The organism is Paenibacillus sp. JL3B1040, assembly GCF_057063165.1.
The window spans coordinates 3858129-3883302 of the sequence record NZ_CM169317.1 but is presented as its reverse complement, the minus strand read 5'-3'; the positions used below and the strand labels follow the sequence as shown (position 1 = coordinate 3883302).

Genomic DNA, 25174 nt, shown 5'->3' with positions numbered 1-25174 from the left:
TATTCAAAACGGGGGAAGAACATGAAAACAAAATGGTTGTCTTTATCAATGGTTTTGGTTTTTTTGTGCATCACGGTGCTGAACGGCTGCGGCAGCGGTTCGGACAAGAAGACGATTACCTTCTGGACGCCGCTGACCGGCGATGATGGGGCTTACATGGATCAATTGGTCAAGGATTACAACGCGACGAATCCCGATTTCAAAGTTAAACATGTCATTACCGCAGACATGTACACCAAAATTTCCACGGTGCTGAACTCTGGCAAAGGGGTTCCCGATTTGGCGATTATCCACGCGGACCGCGTTCCCGGCTTTGTCAAACAAGGCGTGCTGGAACCGATCGACGGTGCCATTGCCGCGCAGCCGGAAATCAAGGAGGAGAACTATCTTCCGCAGGCTTGGTCTACAGGGAACATCGATGGCACGCAGTACACCGTTCCGCTCGACATTCATAGCAATACGATGTATTACAACAAGGACCTGCTCAAGAAGTACAACGTGGAATCCTTCCTGGACGACGACGTGGTTACCATCGACGAAATGCTGTCGCTGCAAGGCAAATTGGATGAAGGTCAATATGTCGTAAACGATGCGCTGCTCGGCTGGGTTATTTTGGCCCAAGTGCAAAATCTCGGCGGCGACATCCAGGAGAACGGCAAGCCGGCCGTCAATACGCCGGTGATGAAGCAGGCCTTCGAAGAAGTCAAGAAAATCGCCGACGCCGGGCTGATGACCCCCTTCGGCGAAGACGGCTACTTGATGTTCCAATCCGGCAACGTGTTGTTCTCGACGGACGGCACCTGGAGCTCCACGGCCCATGCGTCGGTCGAAGGCTTGAACTTCGGGGTAACGAATATCTATTCGCCGACGCCGGACAAGTTTACGAATCGCGCCTCATCCCATCTGTTTGCGATGTTAAAAAACGAGGATCGGTCGGATGAAAAAGAAGCCGGCATCGGCGCTTTCCTGGAATTTATCCGCGAGAACTCCCTGGAATGGGCGAAAGCGGGGCAAATCGTTGCCAGTAGACAAGTGAACGAAAGCCCGGAATATCAGCAATTTATGCAATCCTTCTTCACCTCCAATGAGAAGGAAATCCAGTCCCTTTATATTTACACCTACGAATATTACCCTTACGTCGCGGAAGCGGTAGATACCTATTGCGCGGATATCGTCCGCGGCAACGTCGATCTGGAAGAGACGCTGCAGACGATGCAGAAGTTCGTCGAGGATAAGATTGCCGAGAGCGCTGCGGGCAGTGCGAGCTAAAGCAACGGTCCCAGCTATACAGAAAGAAATCATGTGCCGGAAAGCTTGCTTCTGGCACATGATTTTTCCAAAAGGAGATATGGAAAGGCGATGAACAAGAGATCCTTTGCGCCGTTTTTCTTTGTCGGCCCGCACCTGGTTTTGTTCCTGATCTTTATTCTGATACCGACCGTATATGGGATTTATGCCTCGTTTACGCAGTGGAATCTGATGAACGATCCATCCTGGGTCGGGTGGGCCAACTATAAAACGATCCTGTTTGATGAAACCTCGACCTTCCACACCCAATTCGTGAACGGGCTTCGGAATACGCTCATTTTTGTCGGTATCAGTGTTCCGCTATTGATTGTCATTCCGTTGTCTGTGGCCGTCGCTTTGGAGCATAAGAAGGTCAAATTGAAAGGATTCATCCAGTCGATCATTTACATTCCGGGTTTGATCTCCATTTCCGCCGCCGCTTTGATCTGGCTGCTCATCTTTAACAAACAGCTTGGCATTACGGGAAACCTGTTTCATTCGCAGGTCGCTTGGGCGGCGACGCAGCCCTATGCCTGGATGATTATTTTTGTGATTACCGTATGGGGCGGGGTCGGCGGAAACATGATTATTTACCGGGCCTCGATCGCCGGGGTATCCAAAGACTTGTACGAAGCCGCCGAGATCGACGGGGCCGGGGCGACCCGGCGTTTCATCAGCATCACCTTGCCGTCCATCCGTTTCCCGCTGATTTATACCTTTGTCATGACCACCGCCGGGGCCTTTAACGTCTTTGGCCAACCTCTAATGATGACGGATGGCGGACCGCGACAATCGACGCATGTACTCATGATGTACATTCGTCAATTGGCGTTTGGTCATGGAGAATCGATTGCCGGCATGGCATCCGCGATGGCGGTGCTGCTGGGCATGGTCATTTTGGTCATTTCGGCGCTGCAGTATTACGTCATGAATCGAAACGCCAATTGACGCATCCGGTTATGGATTATGGAAACGAGAGGTAAGGTGTAAATCAAGATGTCGAAGAAAATCAGCATTTCAAAATATATCGCATACCTGTATCTGTTCCTCCTGTGCGCCATCTGGGTCATTCCCGTGTTATTCGGAATTTCGACCTCCTTCCGCTCCCAATCCGAAGTGGTGTCAACGGGCTTCCGTTTGCTTCCCGTGGAATGGATTTTGGATAATTACGTGACGATTCTGGAGAATACGTCTACGGCTCCAATCCTGCGCTGGCTTACGAACTCCATATTCATTGCGGTGACGCATACTTTTCTCGTGATCGTGATTATCTCGATTACAGGTTACGGGTATGCCCGAATGAACTTTAAAGGCAGAGACACGCTGTTTTTTACATTGCTAGGCATTTCCTTCTTTCCGGGAGTCGTCAACATCATCCCTTCTTACAAAATCATCGATATTTTCGGCTGGGTGAATACCGCATGGGCGATGATTATTCCGGGTTTGGCGGGCATGGGCAATATCTTTCTGGTCAGGCAGTTTCTGAAAGGGATTCCGACCGAACTGGATGAATCCGCCCGGGTTGACGGGGCCGGGGATTTTCGGATCTACTCGGCCATTATCCTGCCGCTCATCAAGCCGGTCCTCATCGTTTGCGGCCTGTTCTCATTTGTTGGCTCCTGGAACGACTTTCTCTGGCCGGTCATTGTCTATACCGATGTGGACAAAATGCCGGTGACTGCCGGGCTGCTGCTCCTTCAGGATATCTACGGCAACTATCGCATGATCGGACAGCTCATGGGCTCGGCCTTGTTGGCTATTATTCCGACGCTGTTGCTGTTCGTTTTTGCGCAAAAATATTTCATTCAATCGATCAATCTGAATTCGGGCATCAAAGGATAAATGACTTGTGGAGGAAAACACATTCACGTTGCCGGCAACACGCTGCATGTGAGAATGCCGGCCATGTCACTGGTGACTTTGATCATCCGATCATGACCTAAACCTATTAAGGAGGGAAGTCCGTTGAAAAGCATGTATAAGTGCCTGGCTTTACTCTTTATCTTCACCATGCTCATCCCCGGCGAAGGGTGGGCAAGCAGCGGAGGCGACGCGCAACGGAAGGCAGCGGGCGGCGACGCTCCAGCAGGCGGCTCTGCGGAGAAGAAGCAACGCCCTGCGTTTACCGACGTGTCGGTCCATGATCCGAACATCATTAAGGCCGGCTCGGCCTATTATGTGTTCGGATCGCATATCGAGGCCGCCAAATCGAGCGATTTAATGAATTGGACGACGTTTACCAACGGCTATCAAACGCCCGGTAACGCGATTTACGGCGACCTGTCCCGGAATCTGGCCGGCTCGTTCGCCTGGGCGGGAGAAGACGATTCCGACAGCAAAGGCGGGTACGCCGTCTGGGCGCCGGGCGTGATTTGGAACGGAAAGTACCGCCATGCGGACGGAACAACCGGCGCGTACATGATGTATTACAGCGCCTCGTCCACATATATCCGCTCCGCGATCGGTTATGCGGTATCCAAAAATATCGAAGGCCCGTACACTTACGTGGATACGGTCATTTACTCCGGATTTACGAAGGAAACGGCGTTTGACGAGAACAGCCGGGTGGACAAAAAGTGGACGAATACGAACGTCAAGCGGCTGGTGGAGCAGGGGAGGCTGGCGGAGGCCAATCCGAACTGGTTCAACGGCGACGGTACCTATAATAATGCCATGTATCCGAATGCGATTGATGCCGCCTTGTTCTTCGATAAGGAGGGCAAGCTGTGGATGACGTACGGCTCCTGGTCCGGCGGGATCTTCATCGTGGAGCTGGATCCGGCCACCGGCCAGGTGAAATATCCGGGCAAGGACGGCACGACGACGGACGGCCGCCTCGTAGACCGTTATTTCGGCACCAAAATCGCCGGAGGGTATACGAAGTCCGGCGAAGGCCCGTACATTTTATACGATCAAGCCTCAGGCCATTATTATTTGAACGTTTCGTACGGATGGTTGGGAGCGAATGGCGGCTACAACCTCCGGCAATTCCGGGCGGAGCACCCGGACGGCCCATATCTTGACGCTGCCGGCCAAAACGCCGTGCTGCCGGGGGATACGGACAATGCCCCCTACGGGATCAAAATGGTCGGCAACTTCCTGTTCGACCGCAAAATCGGCGATCCGGGGACGGGGATCGGTTACGGCTACGCTTCACCGGGACATAACTCGTTAGAGTATGACGAGAAGACAAAGAAATATTTCTCGGTCTTCCATACTCGCTTCCCGCAGCGGGGAGAAGTGCACGAGGTTCGCGTGCATCAGCTGTTTATGAACCAAAACGGTTGGCTGGTCATGGCGCCGACGCGTTATGCCGGGGAGTCCCTGCGGAAAGTGACGGCCTCCAAGCTGGTCGGCGACTATCAATTCATCCATCACGGGCTCGGCTATTCCGCAGAGGTCCCGACCTCGGTTCATCTCGCCTTGAACAAAGACTATACGGTTACGGGCTCCCACACCGGGACCTGGAAACTGAACGGTTCCTATGGTGCGGAGCTGACGATTGATGGAACAATTTACAACGGCGTGTTCGTCAGCGGCTGGGATGAGGTGCAGGGCCGGGAGACGATGACCTTTACGGCGATCTCCCGTGAAGGAACTGCGATTTGGGGAATCCGACAGCCGGATATGAACGACCGCCAGGTCGTAAAGGCGGTGCGGCAGGCCTTGACCCTGGGCGATACCGGCAGAGTCATGAGCAACCTGACGCTGCCGGCGGAAGGAACGCATGGGGCCAAAATCGTCTGGTCTACCTCGGATCCGAGCGTCATTTCCGAAACCGGGATCATCCACCCGCCAGACGCCGGTGAAGCCGCTGCCCGGGCCACGTTGACCGCTACGATCACGAAGGGGAAAGCGAGCGCCGTCAAGACTTTTGCTGTCGTCGTCGCCCCGATTGACCCTTCCTATGGACTTCGGGCCCACTATGGCTTCGAAGGGAATCTGTCGGATGCCGGGGGACAGTTTGCGGATGGCGCGATCACCGGAGCTAAGCTCGATACCGAAGGCGGAGCTATCGCTTATGCGGACGGGGTACGGGGGCAGGCTGCCGTATTTGACGGGAAATCCGGCATTCGGCTGGATGACGGGCTGATTCAAGGGAACCGTTACTCGGTTTCCCTATGGCTGAATCCGCAGCAATTCACCCAATTTACGACTAGCTTCTTCGGGGCGAAATCCCATGCAAGCTGGATCAGCCTTGTTCCGGATTCCTGGGACCATAACACAATGCTGTGGTCCGGAGAAGCCTGGTATGACGGGAGTACGGGCGCGCGGATTTCGGCGGGCGAATGGCATCATATCGCCTTTACCGTCGACGCCGGGACCGTGATAGTATACGTGGACGGAGAAGCGAAGTTTTCGGGAACCGGATTCCCGGATATTTTCACGGATGATCAAGGGATCTTCAGTCTAGGGGTCAATTGGTGGGATCCTCCCTTCCAAGGGCGGATGGATGAGCTTCGCGTCTATGACGTACCGATTACGGAAGCGGTCATTCGCAAGCTGTACGAGGAAGGTCGGGACAGCCGGCCGGAATGAAGGCCGGGAGTGGAACAGATCCAAACGGCGCCGCCGTTAGGATATCAATTTAGAGAAGGAGAAACCGACATGAATCAGAAGCAGGAGTACCTCAATCCGATCGTTGAGCAGCGGGCGGATCCATGGGTGTATAAGCATCTGGACGGCTATTATTATTTTACGGCATCCGTTCCGGAGTACGACCGGATTGAAATCCGCAGGTCGAAGACGCTGCAAGGATTGGGCGAAGCCCAGCCTGTCTTGGCCTGGCGCAAATATGAATCGGGTCCGCTGAGCGCCAATATTTGGGCGCCGGAACTTCATTTTATCGATGGAAAATGGTACATCTATTTTGCCGCGGCGCGGACGACGGAAACGAACGAGGGTTTGTTTGATCATCGAATGTACGTGCTGGAGAACGCCTCCGCCAATCCGCTCGAAGGCGTCTGGGAAGAGAAAGGCCAGGTCCGTACGCGCTGGGAGTCGTTCGCGCTGGATGCGACGACGTTCGAGCACCGGGGAGAACGTTATTACGTTTGGGCGCAGAAGGATCCGCAGATCGACGGCAACTCCAATCTGTACATCTCCCGGATGGGCAATCCCTGGACGTTGACCGGCGAACAAGCGATGATCTCCACGCCGGAATACGACTGGGAGACGATCGGCTTCAAGGTGAACGAGGGGCCGGCGGTGCTCAAACGGAACGGGCGCATTTTCATCAGCTATTCGGCCAGCGCAACCGACCATCATTATTGTATGGGGCTTCTTACCGCCGATGAATCGGCGAATCTGCTGGACCCCGCCTCCTGGGCGAAATCGCCGGGCCCGGTGTTCGCCACCGATGAGGCTGCCGGGCAGTTCGGACCGGGGCATAACAGCTTTACCGTCTCGGAAGACGGGTGCGACGTGTTGATCTATCATGCCCGCAACTACAAGGAGATCGTCGGCGACCCGCTGTATGATCCGAATCGGCATACGCGGGCCCAACCGTTTGTTTGGAACGAGGACGGTACGCCGAATTTCGGCGCGCCGGTAGCGGACTCGTCCCGCACCGGAAAATAAGACGACACGGCGAACCGGGACCATACTGCGGTTTGACTGACTCGGAAAGGCTGCTTTGCGCTCATCGAAGGATGAGGTAGAGCGGCTTTTTCATTTGTCCGCATCAAAATAGTGCAATAAATCAACAGAATAATGGTTGTGGAGCAGACAAAAATTAAAATATAATCATTGTAAACGCTTCATTATTTTAAATCGCTGGAAGAACGAAATTCTTCCGGCCGGAGGAATGCCTAATGATTAAAGCGCTTATTGTTGACGACGAACCCAAGCTTCGGGAAGGCTTGCGCAAATTTATCGATTGGGAAGCCTGCGGTTATGAAGTTGTCGATACGGCGGCGAACGGGAACGAAGCCCTGGATAAATATCAGCGCTATCGTCCCGACCTGGTGGTGGCCGATATCCGCATGCCCGGCATGGACGGGCTGCAATTGATCGAGAAGCTCCGCGGGCAGGACCCGCTCCTGCATATTTTGATTCTTAGCGGTTACGCGGATTTCAGCTACGCGAAGAAAGCCATGACCCAGCGGGCGGACGGCTATTTGCTGAAGCCGGTCGACGAGGACGAACTGAAGGATTACCTCTGGAAGATCAAGGTGACGATCGACGAGGAGAAAGCCTCCCAGCAGTGGAAGCACGTCACGGCCGAATGGAACCGCGAAGCGCTGATCCAGTCCGTGTTGACCTGCGATAGTGAAGACGAAACCGCCCCGCTATGCGAGCGGGCCGATCAGGTCGGCATCAGCGGCAAGGCGTTTCAAGTCCTGCTGCTGACCGCGCAAATCGAAGGAGACGCCGAAGCCGAAATGAATGCGCTAACTCGAAAAGCGCTGGTCCGGCTGTTCGAGGAGACCGGCCGCGGCTGGGTGTTCGCCATTCACGCCAAGCTCGGCGTTCTGCTGAAGGAGCCGCTTCTCTCGGTAGAACTCGGGGAGATCTATCGCGAGCTGGCCGCCGAGCTGACCGGGGCGGATATCCGGTTTTCCGCCGCGCTCGGCGAGAAGGTCGGCTGCTTGACGGAGATCCGCGAATCCTACCGGACGGCGTGCGAGCTGGTTCGGCATCATTTTTTTCTGGATCAGGGAACGATCTTGACTCCGGAAGCTTTGCGAGCCGGGACGGCCAAGGGCTCGGGGCCTTCGATCGAAGAGCTGGGCGAACAGCTCTTTTACGCCGTTGACATCGGTAATCGGGAAGCGGTCCAATCTTTGCTGCGCCAACTGAGCGGAGCGTATACGGCCGAAGGCGCGACGGAGAACGAGGTCAAGAACCGTTACGTGGAGCTGCTGACGACGATTTACGGCAAGGCGCTGAAGCAATCGCCGGAGCTGCAAAACCGCGGCAAGGAGTTTTCCGACGGTTTTTCCAAGATCCAAAAAGCCTTTACGATCCTGGAGTTAAACGGGCTGGCGGAGAATTTGCTGCAGCAGATCATGAATCAACTCGGCGATGACGGTAAACACCGGGAAGTCAAAATTATGTTAGACCTGATTCACCGCAACTTTAGCGATAACCTCAAACTGGAGACGCTCTCGGGCATTTTCAACTATAACAGCGCCTATTTGGGCAAATTGTTCAAGAACACAACCGGGGAATACTTCAATACGTATCTCGATAAAGTAAGGATCGAACGAGCGAAGGGCTACCTTGAGGAAGGCTTGAAAGTCTATCAGGTGGCCGAAAAGGTGGGTTACACCAACGTCGATTACTTCCACAGCAAGTTCCGCAAGTATGTCGGCACTTCGCCTTCTGCGTACCGCAAGCAGTCGAACCATGCCTGAATCTTCTTTGGGATGTATGCCTATGCCACCCGAGCTCTTCTGACGATTATCCCGTTGCATCAGGGAGTGGAGAAAGAGAGACGGAAACGCCCGTGAAACGTTCGGAAGAAAAAATGTTCATGTTATAAAAAAGTTCTGATCCTATACCAGCCGATCCAGCCTAACCCAGCCCAGTCCACCCGGTCCGTCCCGAAAGCGGCCCTTCTCGTTCGCTTAGCAGCCCGTTCGTTCAGCACCCGTTCGTTCAGCAGTTGATTAAGCCGCTGCTGCTATGGACGGGTTTTGTTGTTGGCGTGCAGTTAGTTGGTGGTACGGGATTGCTGGAACAGACACGCACATATGCAGAAGTTTATGGCTCATCGTCTCTTCAGAATCAGACATGAGCAAGCGGCGGCGTACAGTATACTCATTTAAATACGCCTGTAAGTGTTTTATCCCTATGGCGACATACGTACTCTTGAGAGAACTCCAAGCCGCTCTTACTTCTCTCCGTAAAGGCAGATACAGCCGATAAGCCAACGGAAACGATTGAACGCTGGAAGTAGGGTCCTCGATATGCTTATGAATGAACGCGGAAAGATCGTGCCGGTTGGCCCGTTGCCCGCCTCCTCTTTTATGCGAAATCAGCTGAATCTTCACCCGCCCCAGCTCCCCGGACTCCGTGACCGTGCATCCGGCGACGACCGCGGTGGCATAAGGTTGAGCAGCTGGATGAAACCGCAACGGATCGCTTGCATATTGATCGCAGTTCACCTTCACCTCTCCGCTGAGCAGCTCCCGGGCATCGCATTCGCCGAGAGTATGGCGGATTTTGTGCAGCATGAGCCATGCGGTTTTGTAGGTAACCTGGATGACCTGACTCAATCGCAGCGCCGAGATGCCATCGGGAAGCAGGAACAATTCCATAGCTTGAAACCATTTCGCTAAGGGCAGATGAGTTCTTTCAAAAATCGTGCCCACCAAAGGCGAGGCTTGATAGCCGCATCTTCCACATTCAAACAAAGGAAGGCGGCGGGAGGACAGACGGGTGCACCCGGTATAAGCGCATCGCGGGCAGACGAAGCCATTTGGCCACTTCATAGCGATAATCGCATCGATGCAGTTCGCCTCACTTTGAAAACGGCTGTTGATCGATTGAAGCTCCGTATTCACAACTATTTCCATGTCCGATCCCTCCAACTCAAGAAATGCGCACATACGTTCTCTTTTTTTCATTATACCAAACAAATGTTCTTAATACAAGAAATAATCCCAATAAAAATGTGGAGGATCAGCCTAGAAGACCTCATATCTCCTCTCCGCTAACCTATTTCTGAACGAAAGGGATAATCGCGGAAAGGAGGGCGCGAAATAGTCGAAGTAGGTGAAAGTAGATGCGATATTTTTATATGAAAAGATGACTAATGTTCTGTGTATCGCGAGGGGAAGCGTGCGGGCTATGATAGGATTGGCAAACCCGAGAGGGTACAAGCGGAGCGTTTTGCTTAAGCGCTTACAACGAAACTATGGAGTAGGGGAGAGAGGTAATCGCATGACGAACAATACGGTTCAATATCCTTATCAAAATCCGGATTTGCCGCTGGCGGAGCGGGTGGACGATCTGGTATCCCGATTTACTTTGGATGAAAAAATCGAGCTGATGTGCCAGTTCCAAACAGAGGTGCCGCGGCTCGGCGTCAAAAAATACAAACACGGCACGGAAGGCGCGCATGGCGTCGCCTGGCTGGGTGAAGCCACGTCGTTTCCGCAAAATACGGGGCTGGCCTGCACCTGGAATCCGGAGCTGATGCGTCAAATCGGTTCGGCGATCGGCGATGAGGCCCGGGTGTATTTTCAGCGGAATCCGGCGGTTAACGGCTTGACGATCTGGGCTCCGACCATCGATATGGAGCGCGACCCGCGCTGGGGGCGGACGGAGGAAGCTTACGGCGAAGATCCGCACCTCACGGGAACGTTAACGACCGAGCTGGTGAAGGGCCTGCAGGGCGATCATCCGTTTTATTATAAGGCCGTGGCTACGCTGAAGCATTTTTACGGAAATAATAATGAAATTGGCCGCGGCAGCGATTCGGTCAGCATCGATCCGCGAAACAAGCGGGAGTATTATTTGAAAGCGTTCGAGCGGACGTTCCGGGAAGGCCGGGCCGGCTCGATGATGACGGCTTATAACGCGATCAACGGAACGCCTTGCAACCTCAATCCGGAAGTCAATGATATCGTCAAGGGCGAATGGAACATGGACGGGTTTGTCGTTGGCGATGCCGGCGACGTGATGGGCACGGTGCTGGACCACCGCTACGTGGAATCTTATGCCGAAGCGGTGGCGGGAACGATCAAGGCCGGCGTCGACAGCATGACCGACGATCAGCCGATCATGTTCCAGGCGCTGCGAAGTGCGCTCGAGCAAGGTTTGCTGGCCGAGTCGGACCTGGACCGCGCGCTGCGCAACGCCTTCCGCGTCCGGTTCCGGCTGGGTGAATTCGATCCCGAGGAGCGCAACCCGTACAGCCGCGTGCCGGAGGCCAAGCTGTGCGCACCGGAACATGCGGCCCTGTCGCTCAAGGCAACCCGCGAATCGATCGTGCTGCTGAAGAACGAAGGCTTGCTGCCCTTGCCGCAAACCCTAGGTTCGGTGGCGGTCGTCGGACCGCTGGCCGCTGAAGCGTTGACCGACTGGTACAGCGGCACGCCGCCGTACCGCGTAACTCCACTTCAGGGGATTAAGGAGAAAATGGGCGACCGTCCCGTCCGGTTCGGAACCGGCCTGGACCGGATTCGCTTGCGCTCCGCGGCGACCGGCAAATATGTGCGGATCGCGTCCGGGGATGGAGCGGAAGCCGCTTTGGCGGCAACCGGCGACAGCACGGCCGATGCGGCGGTATTCGAGCGGGGCGATTGGGGCTGGGGCTCCATCACGCTGCGGTCGGCGGATACCGGGAAGTTCGTGACGGAGACCGATTCGGGTCTGCTGACGGCGACGGCTGACGAAGCCAGCGGCTGGTTCGTAAAGGAAGTGTTCAGCCTGGGTACTGTTCCAAGCGGCAAGGTGGAGATGAAGGCGTGGAACGGACGGCCGATCGTGCTGAACGAACGCGGCGGCTTAATTGCGGTTGGCGAAAATGTGTTTGATAATGCCGTTAAAGCGGATAGCAAACTGCCGGGCGAAGCTTGGATCGTGGAGATCGTGGAGAACGGGGTCGAGCAAGCCGTGAATGCGGCCAAGTCGGCGGATGCGGCGGTCGTCTTTGTGGGCAACCATCCGTTCATCAATGCGAAGGAAACGATCGATCGCGCCGACATCGTGCTGCCGCCGGTGCAGCAAGCGCTGATCCGGGCGGTCAGAGCGGCCAATCCGAATACGGTGGTCGTCATCGTCGGGAGCTATCCGTTTGCAGTCAACTGGGAGAACTGGCAGGTGCCGTCGATCCTGTTTACCTCCCATGCCGCCCAGGAGCTGGGCCATGCCGTGACCGACGTGCTGTTCGGTGATTACAATCCGGCGGGACGGCTTCATATGACCTGGTACAAATCGGTCGACCAACTGCCGGAGCTGAAGGACTATGACATCATTAAGGGAAAACGGACTTATCAATATTTTGACGGCGAGGTGTTGTACCCGTTCGGGCACGGGCTTAGCTATACGACGTTCGAATATGGCGGACTTGCGCTGGATCGGACGACGATAGGCCGGGACGGCGAAGTCCGAGTTTCGTTTGACGTGCGGAACGCCGGGGAAATGGCCGGGGACGAAGTGCCGCAGCTGTACGTGCGGATCGGACAGTCTCGGGTGCCGCGTCCGTTGAAAACGTTGAAGGGCTTTACCCGCCTACACTTGCAGCCGGGTGAGACGAAGCGGGTTACGTTTACGCTGAAAGCGGAGGAGCTCGCGTTCTGGGATGTGACCCGGGATCGCTATTGCGTGGAATCGGGCCAATATACGATCATGGTCGGACCTTCCTCGGGGACGATGGCCTTGACGGCAACGCTTCGGGTGGACGGCGAAACCGTGCCGCCGCGTTCGCTGCGCGAACCGGTTCGGGCGGTGAACTATGACGATTACGAGCAGGTCTTCCTGGACGAATGCCGCGAGGGCGGCGAAAGCATCCGGCTCAAGGCGGAGCGCGGATGGGTGGCCTTCCGCGACGTCGAGTTGGGCGAGGGAACGTCCCGGTTCGAAGCCCGGGTATCGGGGAATCTGAAGGGCGGCGAAATTGCCGTCACGCTGGATGCACCGGAAGGCGAGCCTGTGATGACTTGCCAGTTGTTGCCTACCGGCGGGCACCAGGCCTGGACGACGATTACCGCCCAAGCCGCGACCGGTTTGTCGGGCCGCCATGATGTGTATGTGCATCTGCAAGGCGAGGCGCAAATCAGCTGGTTCCGGCTGTATTAGCCTCCAGTAGAACGGTCCGAAAATAACGTTCTAACATAACGTTCGAACATAGCGGGACTTTAGGCTCGCCGGATTTCTGTCGCTCTTTTGAGCCAGACTATAGGAAACGAATACAAAACCGTTCGCGCCAACCGCATTAAACCTCCACCGGCGCCAGCAGCCGCTTGCGGAATTCCGACGGCGAGCAGTTCATGGCCTTGCGGAATACGCGGATGAAGTAGCTGATGTTGTCGAAGCCGACTTCCAGCGCGATATCGGAGATTTTGCGTTCCGGGTCGCGCAGCAGCTCGGCGGCTTGGCGAATCCGGTACGAGTTGATGTAGTCCATCGGCGTCTGCCGGGTCATCGACTTAAAGAACCGGCAGAACTGGCCTTCGCTCATCGGGATCAGCGCCGCCAGCTCCGCCAGCCGGATCGGATGACCGTAGTTGTGCTGGATGTGCAGGATGACCGTCTTGAGCCGGTCGATCTTGGACGATTCGCTGCGGCTGTTGCCGGCCGCCCGGTTGACGGCCCGGCCGGCCGCCGCGGTCTCCGCCAGCATCAGGTAGAGATGCCCTTTGACGGCGCCTTCGTAGCCGGGCGCTTCGGTGCTGCAGCTGCGCATCATGGATACGATGTGCTCCAGCAAGGAGAGGCTGGCCGCTTCCTCGCGGCGGAGGTGACGAGGGAACGAAGCTTTCCGTTCCTGCAGCGGCAGCACAAGGTTCTCCTGAACCGCGTCGTAATGCGCGCTGGCCAGCAACTGCGTGTCGAAGACGAGGGAGAAAAACGCGCAGCCCTGTTCGCCGTGCGCATGCGCGGCATGGATGTCGCCGCCGTCGATAAACACCGCTTCTCCGGCCCGGACCGGGAAATAATCGGTATCGACCTGGAACAGCGTCTCGCCCTCAAGGCAGTAAAAAAACTCGGCCTCGTCATGCCAATGGCAATCGATGACGTGCTCGCCGGGACCGTAGCGGTACCAGTACGTGCCGAACGGGAGCCGTTCGGTGCCGTGGCTTTTGCTTTCCTTCAGGGAGCGGCGGAGCGCTTGATCCATAGTCATTCACCTCATCAAAATAGTGTTATATTTTCGTTTGATTATGTTAGTTTATTAAACTTGGTGTCAGTATAATGCAAGTATAGAACGTTTTCATTCGAAAAACAATGCGATAAGAAAGGCGGTATTTCCCAAATGAAGTTTACCGATGGCAACTGGCTGATTCGCGACGAATTTACGCTTTCTCCTGCGGTGCAGGCCTATGATTTTTACGTTCAAGACCATACGTTGATTGCCTCCGCCTCGACGACGCCGATTCGCGGCCGCGGCGACATGATCAATACGACGCTGCTGACGATGCAGTTTCACTCCCCGCTACCGGGCGTGATCGGCGTCAAGTTGATTCATTTTGCCGGCACGGTTGACCATGGTCCGCATTTTGAGTTGGCAAAGGGTGGCGACCATACTGAAATTACGGAGAACGAACAATATGCCGAACTGAAAAGCGGAAACCTCAGCGTCCGCATCAACAAAGGCCCGCAATGGTCCGTCGATTTCTATCGCGGCGACGAGCGGATTACCGGCAGCGGATTCAAATCGATGGCGCACGTGACCGAGGCGGGCGGCAATACCTACATGCGCGAAGAGCTTGACCTGCGCGTTGGCGAGTGGGTATACGGACTTGGCGAACGCTTCACTTCTTTCCTTAAGAATGGCCAAGTCGTCGACATCTGGAACAAGGACGGCGGCACGAGCTCCGAGCAGTCCTATAAGAACATTCCTTTTTATGTGACCAACAAAGGGTATGGCGTATTCGTGAACGATCCGGGCGCGGTTTCCTTCGAAGTCGCATCGGAAAAAGTCAAAAAAGTGCAGTTCAGCGTTCCCGGCGAATCGCTGGAATATTTCGTGATCGACGGTCCCAAGCCGAAGGATGTGCTGAACAAATATACCGATTTGACCGGCAAGCCGTCGCTGCCGCCAGCCTGGAGCTTTGGCCTGTGGCTGACGACCTCGTTTACGACCGATTATGACGAAGCGACCGTGAATTCCTTCGTGGACGGTATGGCCGAACGCGATTTGCCGCTGCATGTGTTCCACTTCGACTGCTTCTGGATGCGCGAATTCCACTGGACGGACTTCAAATGGGACGAGCGCGTATTCCCGGATCCGGTGGGTATGCTGAAGCGCCTGAAGGAGAAAGGCCTGAAAATCTGCGTTTGGATCAACCCGTACATCGCGCAGCGCTCCCGGCTGTTTGAAGAAGGTAAGCAAAACGGCTATCTGGTGAAAAAAGCGAACGGTGACGTTTGGCAATGGAACTTGTGGCAGCCGGGCATGGCGCTCGTGGATTTTACGAATCCGGACGCCTGCGAATGGTTCGCCGGCTACCTGCGCGAGTTGGTCGACATGGGCGTCGACTGCTTCAAAACCGACTTCGGCGAACGGATTCCGACGGATGTCGTGTACCACGACGGCTCCGATCCGGTGAAAATGCACAACTATTACACGTACCTCTACAATAAAGTCGTTTTCGAAGTGCTTGAGGAGAAGTTGGGTAAAAATGAAGCGGCCTTGTTCGCCCGTTCGGCCACGGTCGGCGGACAGAAGTTCCCGGTTCACTGGGGCGGCGACTGCTACGCCGACTACGAGTCGATGGCGGAAAGCCTCCGCGGCGGCTTGTCGCTGGGCCTCGCCGGCTTCGGTTTCTGGAGCCACGATATCGGCGGCTTCGAGAACACGGCGCCGGTACATGTGTTCAAACGCTGGCTGGCCTTCGGCTTGCTGTCCAGCCACAGCCGCCTGCACGGCAGCAGCTCTTACCGCGTGCCTTGGGCTTACGATGACGAGGCGGTAGACGTCACCCGGTTCTTCACCAAGCTCAAATGCCGCTTGATGCCTTATATGTTCGACACCGCCGTCCAAGCGACGCAGCAGGGCGTGCCGACGATGCGGGCGATGTTCCTCGAATTTCCGGAGGATCCGGCTTGCGAAACGCTGGACCGTCAATATATGCTGGGCGACTCGCTGCTCGTGGCGCCGGTGTTCAGCGAACAAGGCGACGTAACCTACTATTTGCCGGAAGGCCGGTGGACGCATTTGCTGTCCGGGCAGACGGTAGAAGGCGGCAAATGGCGCAAAGAGAATTACGATTTCTTCAGCCTCCCGCTGTTTGTCCGGCCGAATTCAATTCTGGCGACGGGCGCCAACGACGTTAGTCCGGATTACGACTATGCGGACGGCGTGGAAGTCGGCCTATACGCGGTCGAAGACGGGGCGGCGCTCTCTCGCACGGTGCGAAATGCCAAAGGCGACGCCGAGCTCCACGTCACGGTCGTTCGCAGCGGCAAGCTCGTGACTTTGACCGCCGAAGGCGCCGGCAAGCCGTTCTCCGTTACGCTGCACGGCATGGGCGAAGCGGCTGCGGTGCAAGGCGGAGCGCTGGCTGACAACGGTAAGCTTGAAGTGGCTTCCTTCAGCGGCAAAACCGAACTGCAAATCACCTTGAAGTAATTGGTCACGGAGTCGGAGATATCCCCTTACAATAGGGGATATTTCCATGTAAGGAGGTGCTTCCGCTGCTCGTCAAACTGATCCGCGCTACCAACAATCTGAAGCTCAAGCATAAGCTGCTCATTTCTTATATCGTCGTTGTCATGATTCCCGTGCTGATCGTCGGGATCGGCATTACCACCTATTTCCGCAATCAGGCCATGGAACGAGCGATCGCGCAAACCACCAATAACGTCGAAAAAGTAAAAACCCGAACGGCGACGATGCTTCGGGTGCCTACCGACATTTCCGACATTCTGGTGCTCGATAAAGGCTTGGAAACGATGGTTAATACGCATTATGCCAGTGTACTTGACTTGACCAAGGCTTATCTCGCTTATAACGATTTCCGCAACTACATCCGGCAATACCGGGAGATATCCGGGATCCGCTTCTATTACGATAACCCGACTTTAATCAACAATCTGGAATTGATCCCGGTGAGTGAGGATGTCGAAGCGACGAATTGGTATAAAAAAGCGATGTCAAGCAAGAGCATCGGTTGGTTCTACATTAATGACAACCAGGAAATCCCGGTCAATCGGCTCAGTTTGGTCCGGCAAATCTCATTTCAAGGTACCGGCAAAAGCGGCGTATTGGTGATCGTCATGAATCAGGAGGAACTTAACCGGATGCTGCGACAGGAGCCGTTTGAAACGTTGATCACCGATGATTTAGGATACGTCGTAGCCGCGAAAAATCCGACGCTCGTCGGCAAAACGCTGGAATCGCTCGATTACGGCATCGATTTGCGAACGCAGCAAAAAGGGACGTTCAAAGTGGATATCCGGGGAGAGCCATCCTATCTCGTAATCGACACTTTGTCCCCGGGATCAAGCATGAGCAGCCTGAAATTCATTTCGGTATTTGCGACCGAACCGATCGTAAAGGATGCGAATACCGTCAGCCTGATCGGACTGATTATCATTTTGCTGGTTTTGCTGATCGCTTTGGTATTCGTGTATACCGTCTCGCTTCTGACGACGAATCGGATGCTGCGGCTGAGCCGTCATTTAAACCGCCTCGCCCTGGGCGATCTGACGGTTGTGTCCCGGATCGACGGCAACGATGAAATTGGCCAACTCTCCCGGCAGTTCAACTACATGGTGGAGAGCATCCGACGCCTGATGAACCAGGTCGTGGAGACGACCGAGCAGAACAACGCGCTGGAGCTGGCGCAACGGGAAATCAAGCTGAAGATGATGGCCAGCCAGATCAATCCGCATTTCCTGTTCAACGCGCTGGAATCGATCCGCATGAACGCTCACCTCAAAGGGGATAAGGAGATAGCCAATGTCGTCCGGATGCTGGGCAAAATGATGCGCAAAAACCTCGAGGCCGGGCGAGAAAGCATACCGCTCAAGGATGAGATAGAGATGGTCAGCTCATACCTGGAAATTCAGAAATTCCGGTATGAAGACCGGCTTAAGTTTACCCTCGACATCGATCCGGCGGCTGCTCAGATCCGCGTGCCGCCGCTGATTGTTCAGCCGTTGGTGGAGAATGCCGTCGTGCACGGCGTGGAAGACAAGGAAGAGGGCGTATACGTGGAACTGAAGGTCGAAGTGAACGACGGTTTGGTTTATGTTTCGGTTCGCGACAACGGCATGGGGATGCCCGCGGAGCGTCTGGAAGAGGTAATACGCTTGATCAGCGGAGCCCAGGAGCCGGAGCAGGGGCGGATCGGGTTGCGCAACGTCCATCAAAGGCTTGTCTTGTCTTACGGCGAAGAGCATGGACTTCGCATCCTCAGCGTATACGGCCAAGGCACGGAAATCAGTTTTACGCTCCCGGTTTAAGGCAATCTCTAATTTTTATATGGTTTTGTTTGAAATCTCTCTGGTATTCCGAATTTCCCCCAGGGCTTATCATAAAGCTATAGCAAACAAGGGGGGACAAAAAGAGATGGAAACGCTAACAGCTCAGCCTGAATCTAGAAATGTAAGCGCAACCCCTGCACCGCCCAAAAAGCGGAAGAGTGGCATCTGGCGGAGCATCGTGCAGCAAAAATACTTATATTTAATGTCCATGCCATTCGTCATCTGGTTGTTCGTCTTCAACTACCTGCCGATCTGGGGATGGACGATGGCTTTTCAAAACTATAAGCCGGCCAAATCCTTTTCCGAGCAGAAATGGGTAGGGTTCAAAAACTTCGTGGAATTGTTCCAGGATGAACGTTTTTATCTCGTATTGCGAAACACGCTGGCAATGAGCATTCTGAGTATCATTTTTGGGTTTATCGTACCGATCTTATTTGCGGTGTTCTTGAACGAATTAAGGGGCAGCTTCTTCAAACGTACCGTTCAAACGGTATCTTACTTGCCTCACTTCGTATCTTGGGTTGTCGTAGGCGGGATCGTGACGAAAATGCTCTCGATCGACGGCGGGATCGTTAACGAGATTTTACTGTCATTGCATATCATTAACGAACCTATTCAGTTCATGGCTCAAGGGAAATGGTTTTGGGGGATTGTAACCGGTGCCGATATATGGAAAGAGACCGGTTGGAACGCCATCATTTATTTGGCTGCGATCACCGGGATCGACAAGGAACTGTATGAAGCCTCTCGGGTTGACGGGGCGGGCCGCTTCAGACAAATTTGGAATATTACCCTTCCGGGAATCCGCAGTACGATAGCCGTACTTTTGATTATGTCGATCGGTCATTTGATCGGAATCGGGTTCGAGAAGCAATTCCAACTCCAGAACGCGCTGGTTAAGGATTATTCCGAAGTATTGGATCTGTACGCGCTTAATTACGGCATCAATATCAGCCGCTTCTCTTACGGTACGGCAATCAGTATGTTCACTTCGGTCGTGAGTATCATTTTGCTGCTGACGGCGAACGGGATTATGAAGAAAACAACGAAAGAAAGCATTATGTAAGGGGGGGAGCAACTTGGCGACAAGCAAAGCATTTAATTCAACGAGATCCGAGAAGATTTTTGACATCTGCAACATCATTGTAATGACCGTCATTCTGATTATTACGTTGTATCCTTTCCTTAATGTACTGGCGATTTCTCTCAATGATTCAACCGATACGGTTCGGGGCGGCATCTATTTGTGGCCGCGCGAGTTCACCCTGGAAAACTACAAGACGATATTCAACTATACCGGACTGATCCAAGGCTTCAAAATTACGATATTACGAACGGTTTCCGGTACGCTTCTCGGACTGATAAGCGGATCCATGCTGGCGTATACCTTGAGCCGTCCGGATTTCAGGGCACGGAGATTCGTCTCCACCGTTTTGGCGTTAACGATGTATTTCTCCGGCGGTCTCGTTCCGACCTACATTTTGATGCGTCAGCTTGGTTTGATCGGAACCTTCTGGATTTACATCTTGCCCGGAGTCGTTACCGCATTCAACGTGTTCATTATCCGGTCGTTTATCGACGGTTTGCCATACGCTTTGCAAGAGTCCGCAAAGCTCGACGGTGCCAATGATTTCAAAATCTACTACAAAATCATTCTGCCGCTTTGTAAACCGGTATTAGCGACGATCGCGTTGTTCCTGGCGGTGGGTCAATGGAACATGTGGTTCGATACTTATCTCTATAACGGGAACAAGCCTCATCTTACTACATTGCAATACGAATTGATGAAGGTACTGGCTAGCACCAACCAAGGATCGGCAATGGCAAACGCGAATGATTTGGCCAACCAGATGGCTCAGGTATCGCCGGAGTCGATCAAGATGGCGATTACGATTGTGATCACGGTGCCGATTCTGGTCGTATACCCGTTCCTGCAAAGATATTTCGTATCCGGCATGACTTTGGGGGCCGTGAAAGCTTAGTCATTTCGTTCATGTTCAGGATTCGCGGGGCTGGCGACAAGCAGCCTCGCCGGATTCCTATCCAATCATAGCATTTTAAGATTTTCGTTGTAAGCCCTTACTTCATGGATTTGCCGGAAACTACTCCGGTCTAAGGGAGGTATAAGCAGGTACGCCTGTTATACAATATAGCTCTACATTATTCTTCGAGGGGGAAAGTAGATATGAAGTGGAAAAGTCCAAAAACCTTTGCAGCTCTTCTGCTGGCCAGCACATTGCTCGTCGGCGGCTGCGGAAATTCCGGAAATAACGATGCCGCAGGCAACACCGCAGGCAACAATAGCCAAAATGCGCAGGCAGCGGATGACACTAGCCCGATCACCTTTACCTTTTTCGGTGGGGATGCCAGCCCGAACTGGAACGGGATGCAGGATGATGTTGGTAAAGCGATTACGGAGAAGACCGGGGTCACCCTGGATGCCGAATTTGATGTGGGCGCCGGCGGCGGACAAAGTAAAGTCGCTTTGATGGCGGCCAGCGGCGATGTTCCTGATTTGATTTTTGCCAAAGGCGAACTGTCCAAACTGATCGATGCCGGACTCATCCTTGATTTGACCGATTTGATTGAGCAGCATGCGCCAAATATCAAAAAGATTTTCAGTGAAAACATGAACCGCTTGAAGTACAGCAATGAAGATCCAGCCATCTATTCGATCGTAACGAATATGGGCGTGGATAACCAATACTTTGACGCTACCGGCGGTTTTGAAATCCAGCACAGAGTGTTGAAAGAACTCGGTTATCCGAAGGTTCGCACTTTGCAAGATTATGAAAACGTTTTGAAGGAATACTATGCGAAGCATCCGACCATTGACGGACAACCTACCATTCCATTGACGTTGAGCGCGGACGACTGGAGAATCATGATCACGGTTACCAACCCGGCTTTCAGCGCTACCGGCGCTCCGGATGACGGCGAATATTATGTCAATCCGGAAACTTATGAAGCACAGCTTCACTATAAACGTCCGGAAGAGAGAGAATACTTCCGCTGGTTGAACCACATGTACAATGAGGGATTGCTTGATAAGGATACCTTCGTGCAGAAGGAAGACCAATACAAAGCCAAAATTGCCAGCGGCCGCGTACTTGGCTTGATTGACCAAGAGTGGGGTTACATGGATGCGGAAAACGCCTTGAAAGCCGAGGGCAAGCATGAATATACTTACGCCCACTTCCCCGTTACGCTGAGCGAAGATTATGTTGACCATTCCTTCCAACCGGCTGGGGTTGACGGTTACGGGATCGCCATCACAACGGCTTGTAAAGATCCGGTTCGCGCAATCAAGTTCCTGGATTGGCTGGCTTCCGACGAAGGCCAAATCCTTAGAAACTGGGGGATCGAAGGGAAACACTACACCGTTGATGAAAACGGGAAACGCGTCATTCCAGATGAAATTACGGATAGAAGAATGAACGATACGGCCAATTTCACAAAAGAAACAGGTCTCGGCAATCCAGCCGGTCTTTACGCCGTAATGAGTGCGCGTTATGGTGACGGAGTTAAGGATTCCACAGGCAATTATTATACGATCAACTTCCCTGAACAAATCGTAGAGCTTTATTCCGATGCCGAAAAAGAATCGTTGGCCGCGTACAATGCAACAACTTGGAAAGATTTGTTCCCTCAAGAAAGCGATTTTGAAGCTAAGGAATGGGGCGCTTTGTACAACATGCCTGTTCCTACGGATGGCGAATATCAAGTGATTTTCCAAAAAACGCAAGATATTATTCGCAAACGGATTCCGGAAGCCGTTCTGGCAAAACCGACGGATTTCGACAAAGTGTATGACTCTTTCCTTGATGAACTGAATAAAGCCGGCGCTGAAAAAATGGAAGCCGAGTTCACGGAATTGGTCAAAGCGAGAGTTGAGCTGTTTACCGGCAAGGATCTGAAATAATTCTTTTTTTGCAAAACAATATATTTGGTTTGGAAAAGGCCCGTGATTCCTTCGGGCCTTTTCTGCAAATTTACGAACATGTTCAGGAAGGGTGGGCATTCTGAGTAATTTGGAGCAAAAACTTTGGAAGCTGTGGTACGATCGGCCCGCTTCCCGTTGGGAAGAAGCTCTTCCCGTCGGAAACGGGCGAATCGGCGGGATGGTATACGGCGGGATGCATGAGGAACTGATCGCGCTAAATGAGGATACGTTATGGTCGGGATTTCCCCGGGATCCGCAGAACTACGATGCGCTGCGCCATCTCGGACCGGCGCGGGAGCTGATTTTTACCGGCAAATACAAAGACGCCGAGAGGCTGATCGATGCGAAAATGCTGGGCCGGCGCACGGAATCCTACCAACCGCTGGGCAACTTGCGGCTGGAGCAGGGAAAGCATACTGCGGCAGAGGCCGGCGCGGAGAATGAGCTTACCGGGTTCCGGAGGGAGTTGGACTTGGCGACGGGAATCGCCGCGACGAACTATGGGATAGGCGATTCGGCTTATCTCCGTGAGGTGTTTGTCAGCGCGGTCGACCAGGTGCTTGTTGTGCGAATCGCTGCGCTGGGGGAGAAGCCCGTTGATCTGGCCGCTTCACTGGATTCTTTGCTCCAACATCAGGTTGGCGGCGGTCCGGCGGGCTCGGCTTGTCTCGTAATGACGGGCCGGGCGCCCAGCCACATTGCCGACAATTACCGCGGGGATCACCCGCAATCGGTCTTGTACGAGGAAGGGCGGGGCCTTGCCTTCGAAGTGCAGTTGCAGGCGCTTCTCGTGGGCGGAACGGCGGAAGCGGACGAATCGGGCAAGCTGGCGGTCCGCGGGGCGCGGGAGGTGACGCTGCTGCTGGCGGCTGCGACGGATTTCGCCGGCTATGACAAGGCGCCGGGAAGCGGCGGCGCCGATCCGGCGGAGCGGTGCCGGGCCGCGCTGGATGCGGCGGCGGAGCTGGGCTATTCGCGATTGCGCGAGCGCCATGTGGAGGACCACCGCCGCCTGTTTGGCCGCGTGGAGCTGCAGTTGGGGAGCGCGTCCGCGGCGGCGGAACGGGCGGCCGTACCGACCGATGTCCGGCTTGACGCTTACCGCGGCGGGGCTGAGGATGCCGCGCTGGAGGCGCTTTATTTTCACTATGGTCGGTATTTGTTGATGGCAAGCTCCCGGCCGGGGACGGAGGCTGCCCATTTGCAGGGCATCTGGAATCCGCACGTGCAGCCGCCGTGGAACTGCGGGTATACGACCAACATCAATACGCAAATGAACTATTGGCCGGCGGAGGTGGCGGGGCTGGCCGAGTGCCATGAGCCGTTGTTCGAGTTGATTCGCGACCTGAGCGTCACCGGCGCCCGAACGGCGCGGATTCATTACGGCTCCCGGGGCTGGGTGGCCCATCACAATGTAGATTTATGGCGCCAGTCGACGCCGTCGGACGGCGAGGCCAGCTGGGCCTTTTGGCCGCTCGGCGGGGTGTGGTTGTGCCGGCATTTATGGGAGCATTACGAATTTGCGCCGGACGAGCGTTTTTTGCGGGAGACCGCCTATCCGTTGATGAAGGGGGCGGCGGAGTTTTGCCGCGACTGGTTGGTCGCCGGCCCGGACGGCCGGCTGGTCACGGCGCCTTCGACGTCGCCGGAGAACAAGTTCCTGACGCCGGATGGCGGCGAGCCCTGCAGCGTGTCCGCCGGCAGCACGATGGATCTGTTCCTGATCCGCGAGCTGCTCGAGCATACGATCCGGGCTGCGGAAATCCTTGGCGTCGACGAGGCGTGGCGGGAAGAGACGGCCGGTACGCTGGCGCGCATGGCCCAGCCGCAGATCGGCCCGGACGGCCGGCTGCAGGAGTGGAGCGAGCCGTTTGCGGAAGCCGAGCCGGGACACCGGCATGTGTCTCATCTGTACGGCTTCTATCCGGGAGACGCAATCACCGTGCGGCAAACGCCGGAGCTGGCGGAAGCCGTCCGCCGAACGCTGGAGGAACGCATCCGGAATGGCGGAGGCCATACCGGCTGGAGCTGCGCTTGGCTGATCAACCTGTATGCCCGGCTGGGCGATGGGGAGACGGCGCACCGGTTCGTGGACACGTTGTTGTCGCGCTCGACGTACCCGAACCTGTTCGACGATCACCCGCCGTTCCAGATCGACGGCAACTTTGGCGGGGCCGCCGGCATCGCGGAAATGCTGCTGCAAAGCCACATGGCCGGCATTGACCTTTTGCCGGCGCTGCCCAAGGCGTGGGGGAGCGGCCAGGTGAGCGGCCTGCGGGCCCGCGGCGGCTTTACCGTCGACATGACGTGGGAGGACGGCCGATTGACGTCGGCCGGCATCACGTCGACGGTCGGCGGCGAGTGCACGCTGCGCGGGCTGTGCGGCCTGGCCGTCCGGCTGCCGGACGGCCGCACGGCGCAGGAAGGCGAACGCTTCCTGACGGAAGCGGGGGTGACGTACAGCGTGGGCTAGGGGTTAGCACTGCGAGAGGCGGCGGGCTCGGCGATTGGAGATCGGGGCGACGACCGGCGGCGATCACGAACTCGCGACCGGGGACAACCGGCGACCAACGACGACCGAAGGCGACCGGCGATGACCAACGGCGACCGGGGACCAATGACGACTAACGATGACCAACGACGAACGGACTACGCCGCACACGACGGACCCCTGACGCCACGCGTCCACCGACGATCATGACGTCCCCGACACCGCCTCCGTCGATTTGTACGATATTACGTACATAATGCGGGATTCGGCTGCCCCGCCCGAGCGAATTTGTACGATTAATCGTACAAATAGTCGGCGCCCATCCGCCACAGCCGATTTTGCCGCCG

The 25174-nt window shown here is 55.1% G+C and carries 16 protein-coding genes; 13 read left to right on the top strand and 3 right to left on the bottom strand.

Annotated elements, in window-relative coordinates; all coding sequences use genetic code 11:
* The first annotated feature begins 21 nt into the window (after positions 1–21).
* From ACZF99_RS17585 to ACZF99_RS17560, 6 genes are all read left to right on the top strand, one after another.
* Positions 22–1269 carry an extracellular solute-binding protein gene (locus ACZF99_RS17585; RefSeq protein WP_483606364.1) on the top strand — a complete coding sequence of 416 codons (1248 nt, stop codon included), beginning with the start codon at positions 22–24 and terminating at the stop codon, positions 1267–1269.
* A gap of 90 nt (positions 1270–1359) precedes the next feature.
* Positions 1360–2235: a carbohydrate ABC transporter permease gene (locus tag ACZF99_RS17580; RefSeq protein ID WP_483606363.1), complete on the top strand. Its 876-nt coding sequence runs from the start codon at positions 1360–1362 to the stop codon at positions 2233–2235.
* A gap of 48 nt (positions 2236–2283) precedes the next feature.
* Positions 2284–3129, top strand: a complete 846-nt coding sequence (locus tag ACZF99_RS17575) for a carbohydrate ABC transporter permease (protein ID WP_483606362.1) — start codon at positions 2284–2286, stop codon at positions 3127–3129.
* A gap of 132 nt (positions 3130–3261) precedes the next feature.
* On the top strand, positions 3262–5826 hold the full coding sequence (locus ACZF99_RS17570) for a LamG-like jellyroll fold domain-containing protein (RefSeq protein ID WP_483612811.1): 2565 nt from the start codon (positions 3262–3264) through the stop codon (positions 5824–5826).
* 69 nt (positions 5827–5895) lie between these two features.
* Entirely contained in the window at positions 5896–6867 is a 972-nt protein-coding gene (locus ACZF99_RS17565) for a glycoside hydrolase family 43 protein (protein ID WP_483606361.1), read from the top strand.
* Positions 6868–7100: 233 nt separating this feature from the next.
* Positions 7101–8645: a response regulator gene (locus tag ACZF99_RS17560; RefSeq protein ID WP_483606360.1), complete on the top strand. Its 1545-nt coding sequence runs from the start codon at positions 7101–7103 to the stop codon at positions 8643–8645.
* A 255-nt stretch (positions 8646–8900) separates the two neighbouring features.
* Here ACZF99_RS17560 and ACZF99_RS17555 read toward each other — a convergent pair whose 3' ends face one another.
* Entirely contained in the window at positions 8901–9809 is a 909-nt protein-coding gene (locus ACZF99_RS17555; RefSeq protein WP_483606359.1) for a transposase, read from the bottom strand.
* A gap of 367 nt (positions 9810–10176) precedes the next feature.
* Here ACZF99_RS17555 and ACZF99_RS17550 point away from each other — a divergent pair, with 367 nt between their 5' ends.
* Positions 10177–13038, top strand: coding sequence for a glycoside hydrolase family 3 protein (locus ACZF99_RS17550; protein WP_483606358.1), 2862 nt, complete (start codon positions 10177–10179; stop codon positions 13036–13038).
* Positions 13039–13174: 136 nt separating this feature from the next.
* Here the strand turns inward: ACZF99_RS17550 and ACZF99_RS17545 are convergent, their stop codons facing one another.
* The gene (locus ACZF99_RS17545) at positions 13175–14080 is read right to left on the bottom strand and encodes an AraC family transcriptional regulator (protein ID WP_483606357.1); all 906 of its coding nucleotides are present in this window, start codon (positions 14078–14080) and stop codon (positions 13175–13177) included.
* A 135-nt stretch (positions 14081–14215) separates the two neighbouring features.
* On the opposite strand from ACZF99_RS17545, the gene yicI reads away from it, so the two are divergent.
* From yicI to ACZF99_RS17515, 6 genes are all read left to right on the top strand, one after another.
* The gene (gene yicI, locus ACZF99_RS17540) at positions 14216–16534 is read left to right on the top strand and encodes an alpha-xylosidase (RefSeq protein WP_483606356.1); all 2319 of its coding nucleotides are present in this window, start codon (positions 14216–14218) and stop codon (positions 16532–16534) included.
* Positions 16535–16599: 65 nt separating this feature from the next.
* Complete coding sequence (locus ACZF99_RS17535; RefSeq protein ID WP_483612809.1) at positions 16600–18372, top strand: sensor histidine kinase; 1773 nt, start codon at positions 16600–16602, stop codon at positions 18370–18372.
* 106 nt (positions 18373–18478) lie between these two features.
* Positions 18479–19459 carry an ABC transporter permease gene (locus tag ACZF99_RS17530; RefSeq protein ID WP_483606355.1) on the top strand — a complete coding sequence of 327 codons (981 nt, stop codon included), beginning with the start codon at positions 18479–18481 and terminating at the stop codon, positions 19457–19459.
* A 13-nt stretch (positions 19460–19472) separates the two neighbouring features.
* A complete protein-coding gene (locus ACZF99_RS17525) occupies positions 19473–20375 on the top strand; it encodes a carbohydrate ABC transporter permease (RefSeq protein ID WP_483606354.1) in 903 nt (300 codons plus the stop codon).
* Positions 20376–20578: 203 nt separating this feature from the next.
* On the top strand, positions 20579–22315 hold the full coding sequence (locus ACZF99_RS17520) for an ABC transporter substrate-binding protein (RefSeq protein ID WP_483606353.1): 1737 nt from the start codon (positions 20579–20581) through the stop codon (positions 22313–22315).
* 100 nt (positions 22316–22415) lie between these two features.
* Positions 22416–24809 (top strand): glycoside hydrolase family 95 protein, encoded by a 2394-nt coding sequence (locus tag ACZF99_RS17515; RefSeq protein ID WP_483612807.1) that lies wholly within the window; start codon positions 22416–22418, stop codon positions 24807–24809.
* A gap of 63 nt (positions 24810–24872) precedes the next feature.
* Here the strand turns inward: ACZF99_RS17515 and ACZF99_RS17510 are convergent, their stop codons facing one another.
* Entirely contained in the window at positions 24873–25025 is a 153-nt protein-coding gene (locus ACZF99_RS17510) for a hypothetical protein (protein ID WP_483606352.1), read from the bottom strand.
* Positions 25026–25174: the final 149 nt, after the last annotated feature.

Coding starts and splice junctions, on each gene's coding strand:
- ACZF99_RS17585 (WP_483606364.1), top strand. CDS start 22: ATGAAAACAAAATGGTTGTCTTTATCAATGGTTTTGGTTTTTTTGTGC.
- ACZF99_RS17580 (WP_483606363.1), top strand. CDS start 1,360: ATGAACAAGAGATCCTTTGCGCCGTTTTTCTTTGTCGGCCCGCACCTG.
- ACZF99_RS17575 (WP_483606362.1), top strand. CDS start 2,284: ATGTCGAAGAAAATCAGCATTTCAAAATATATCGCATACCTGTATCTG.
- ACZF99_RS17570 (WP_483612811.1), top strand. CDS start 3,262: ATGTATAAGTGCCTGGCTTTACTCTTTATCTTCACCATGCTCATCCCC.
- ACZF99_RS17565 (WP_483606361.1), top strand. CDS start 5,896: ATGAATCAGAAGCAGGAGTACCTCAATCCGATCGTTGAGCAGCGGGCG.
- ACZF99_RS17560 (WP_483606360.1), top strand. CDS start 7,101: ATGATTAAAGCGCTTATTGTTGACGACGAACCCAAGCTTCGGGAAGGC.
- ACZF99_RS17555 (WP_483606359.1), bottom strand. CDS start 9,809: ATGGAAATAGTTGTGAATACGGAGCTTCAATCGATCAACAGCCGTTTT.
- ACZF99_RS17550 (WP_483606358.1), top strand. CDS start 10,177: ATGACGAACAATACGGTTCAATATCCTTATCAAAATCCGGATTTGCCG.
- ACZF99_RS17545 (WP_483606357.1), bottom strand. CDS start 14,080: ATGGATCAAGCGCTCCGCCGCTCCCTGAAGGAAAGCAAAAGCCACGGC.
- yicI (WP_483606356.1), top strand. CDS start 14,216: ATGAAGTTTACCGATGGCAACTGGCTGATTCGCGACGAATTTACGCTT.
- ACZF99_RS17530 (WP_483606355.1), top strand. CDS start 18,479: ATGGAAACGCTAACAGCTCAGCCTGAATCTAGAAATGTAAGCGCAACC.
- ACZF99_RS17520 (WP_483606353.1), top strand. CDS start 20,579: ATGAAGTGGAAAAGTCCAAAAACCTTTGCAGCTCTTCTGCTGGCCAGC.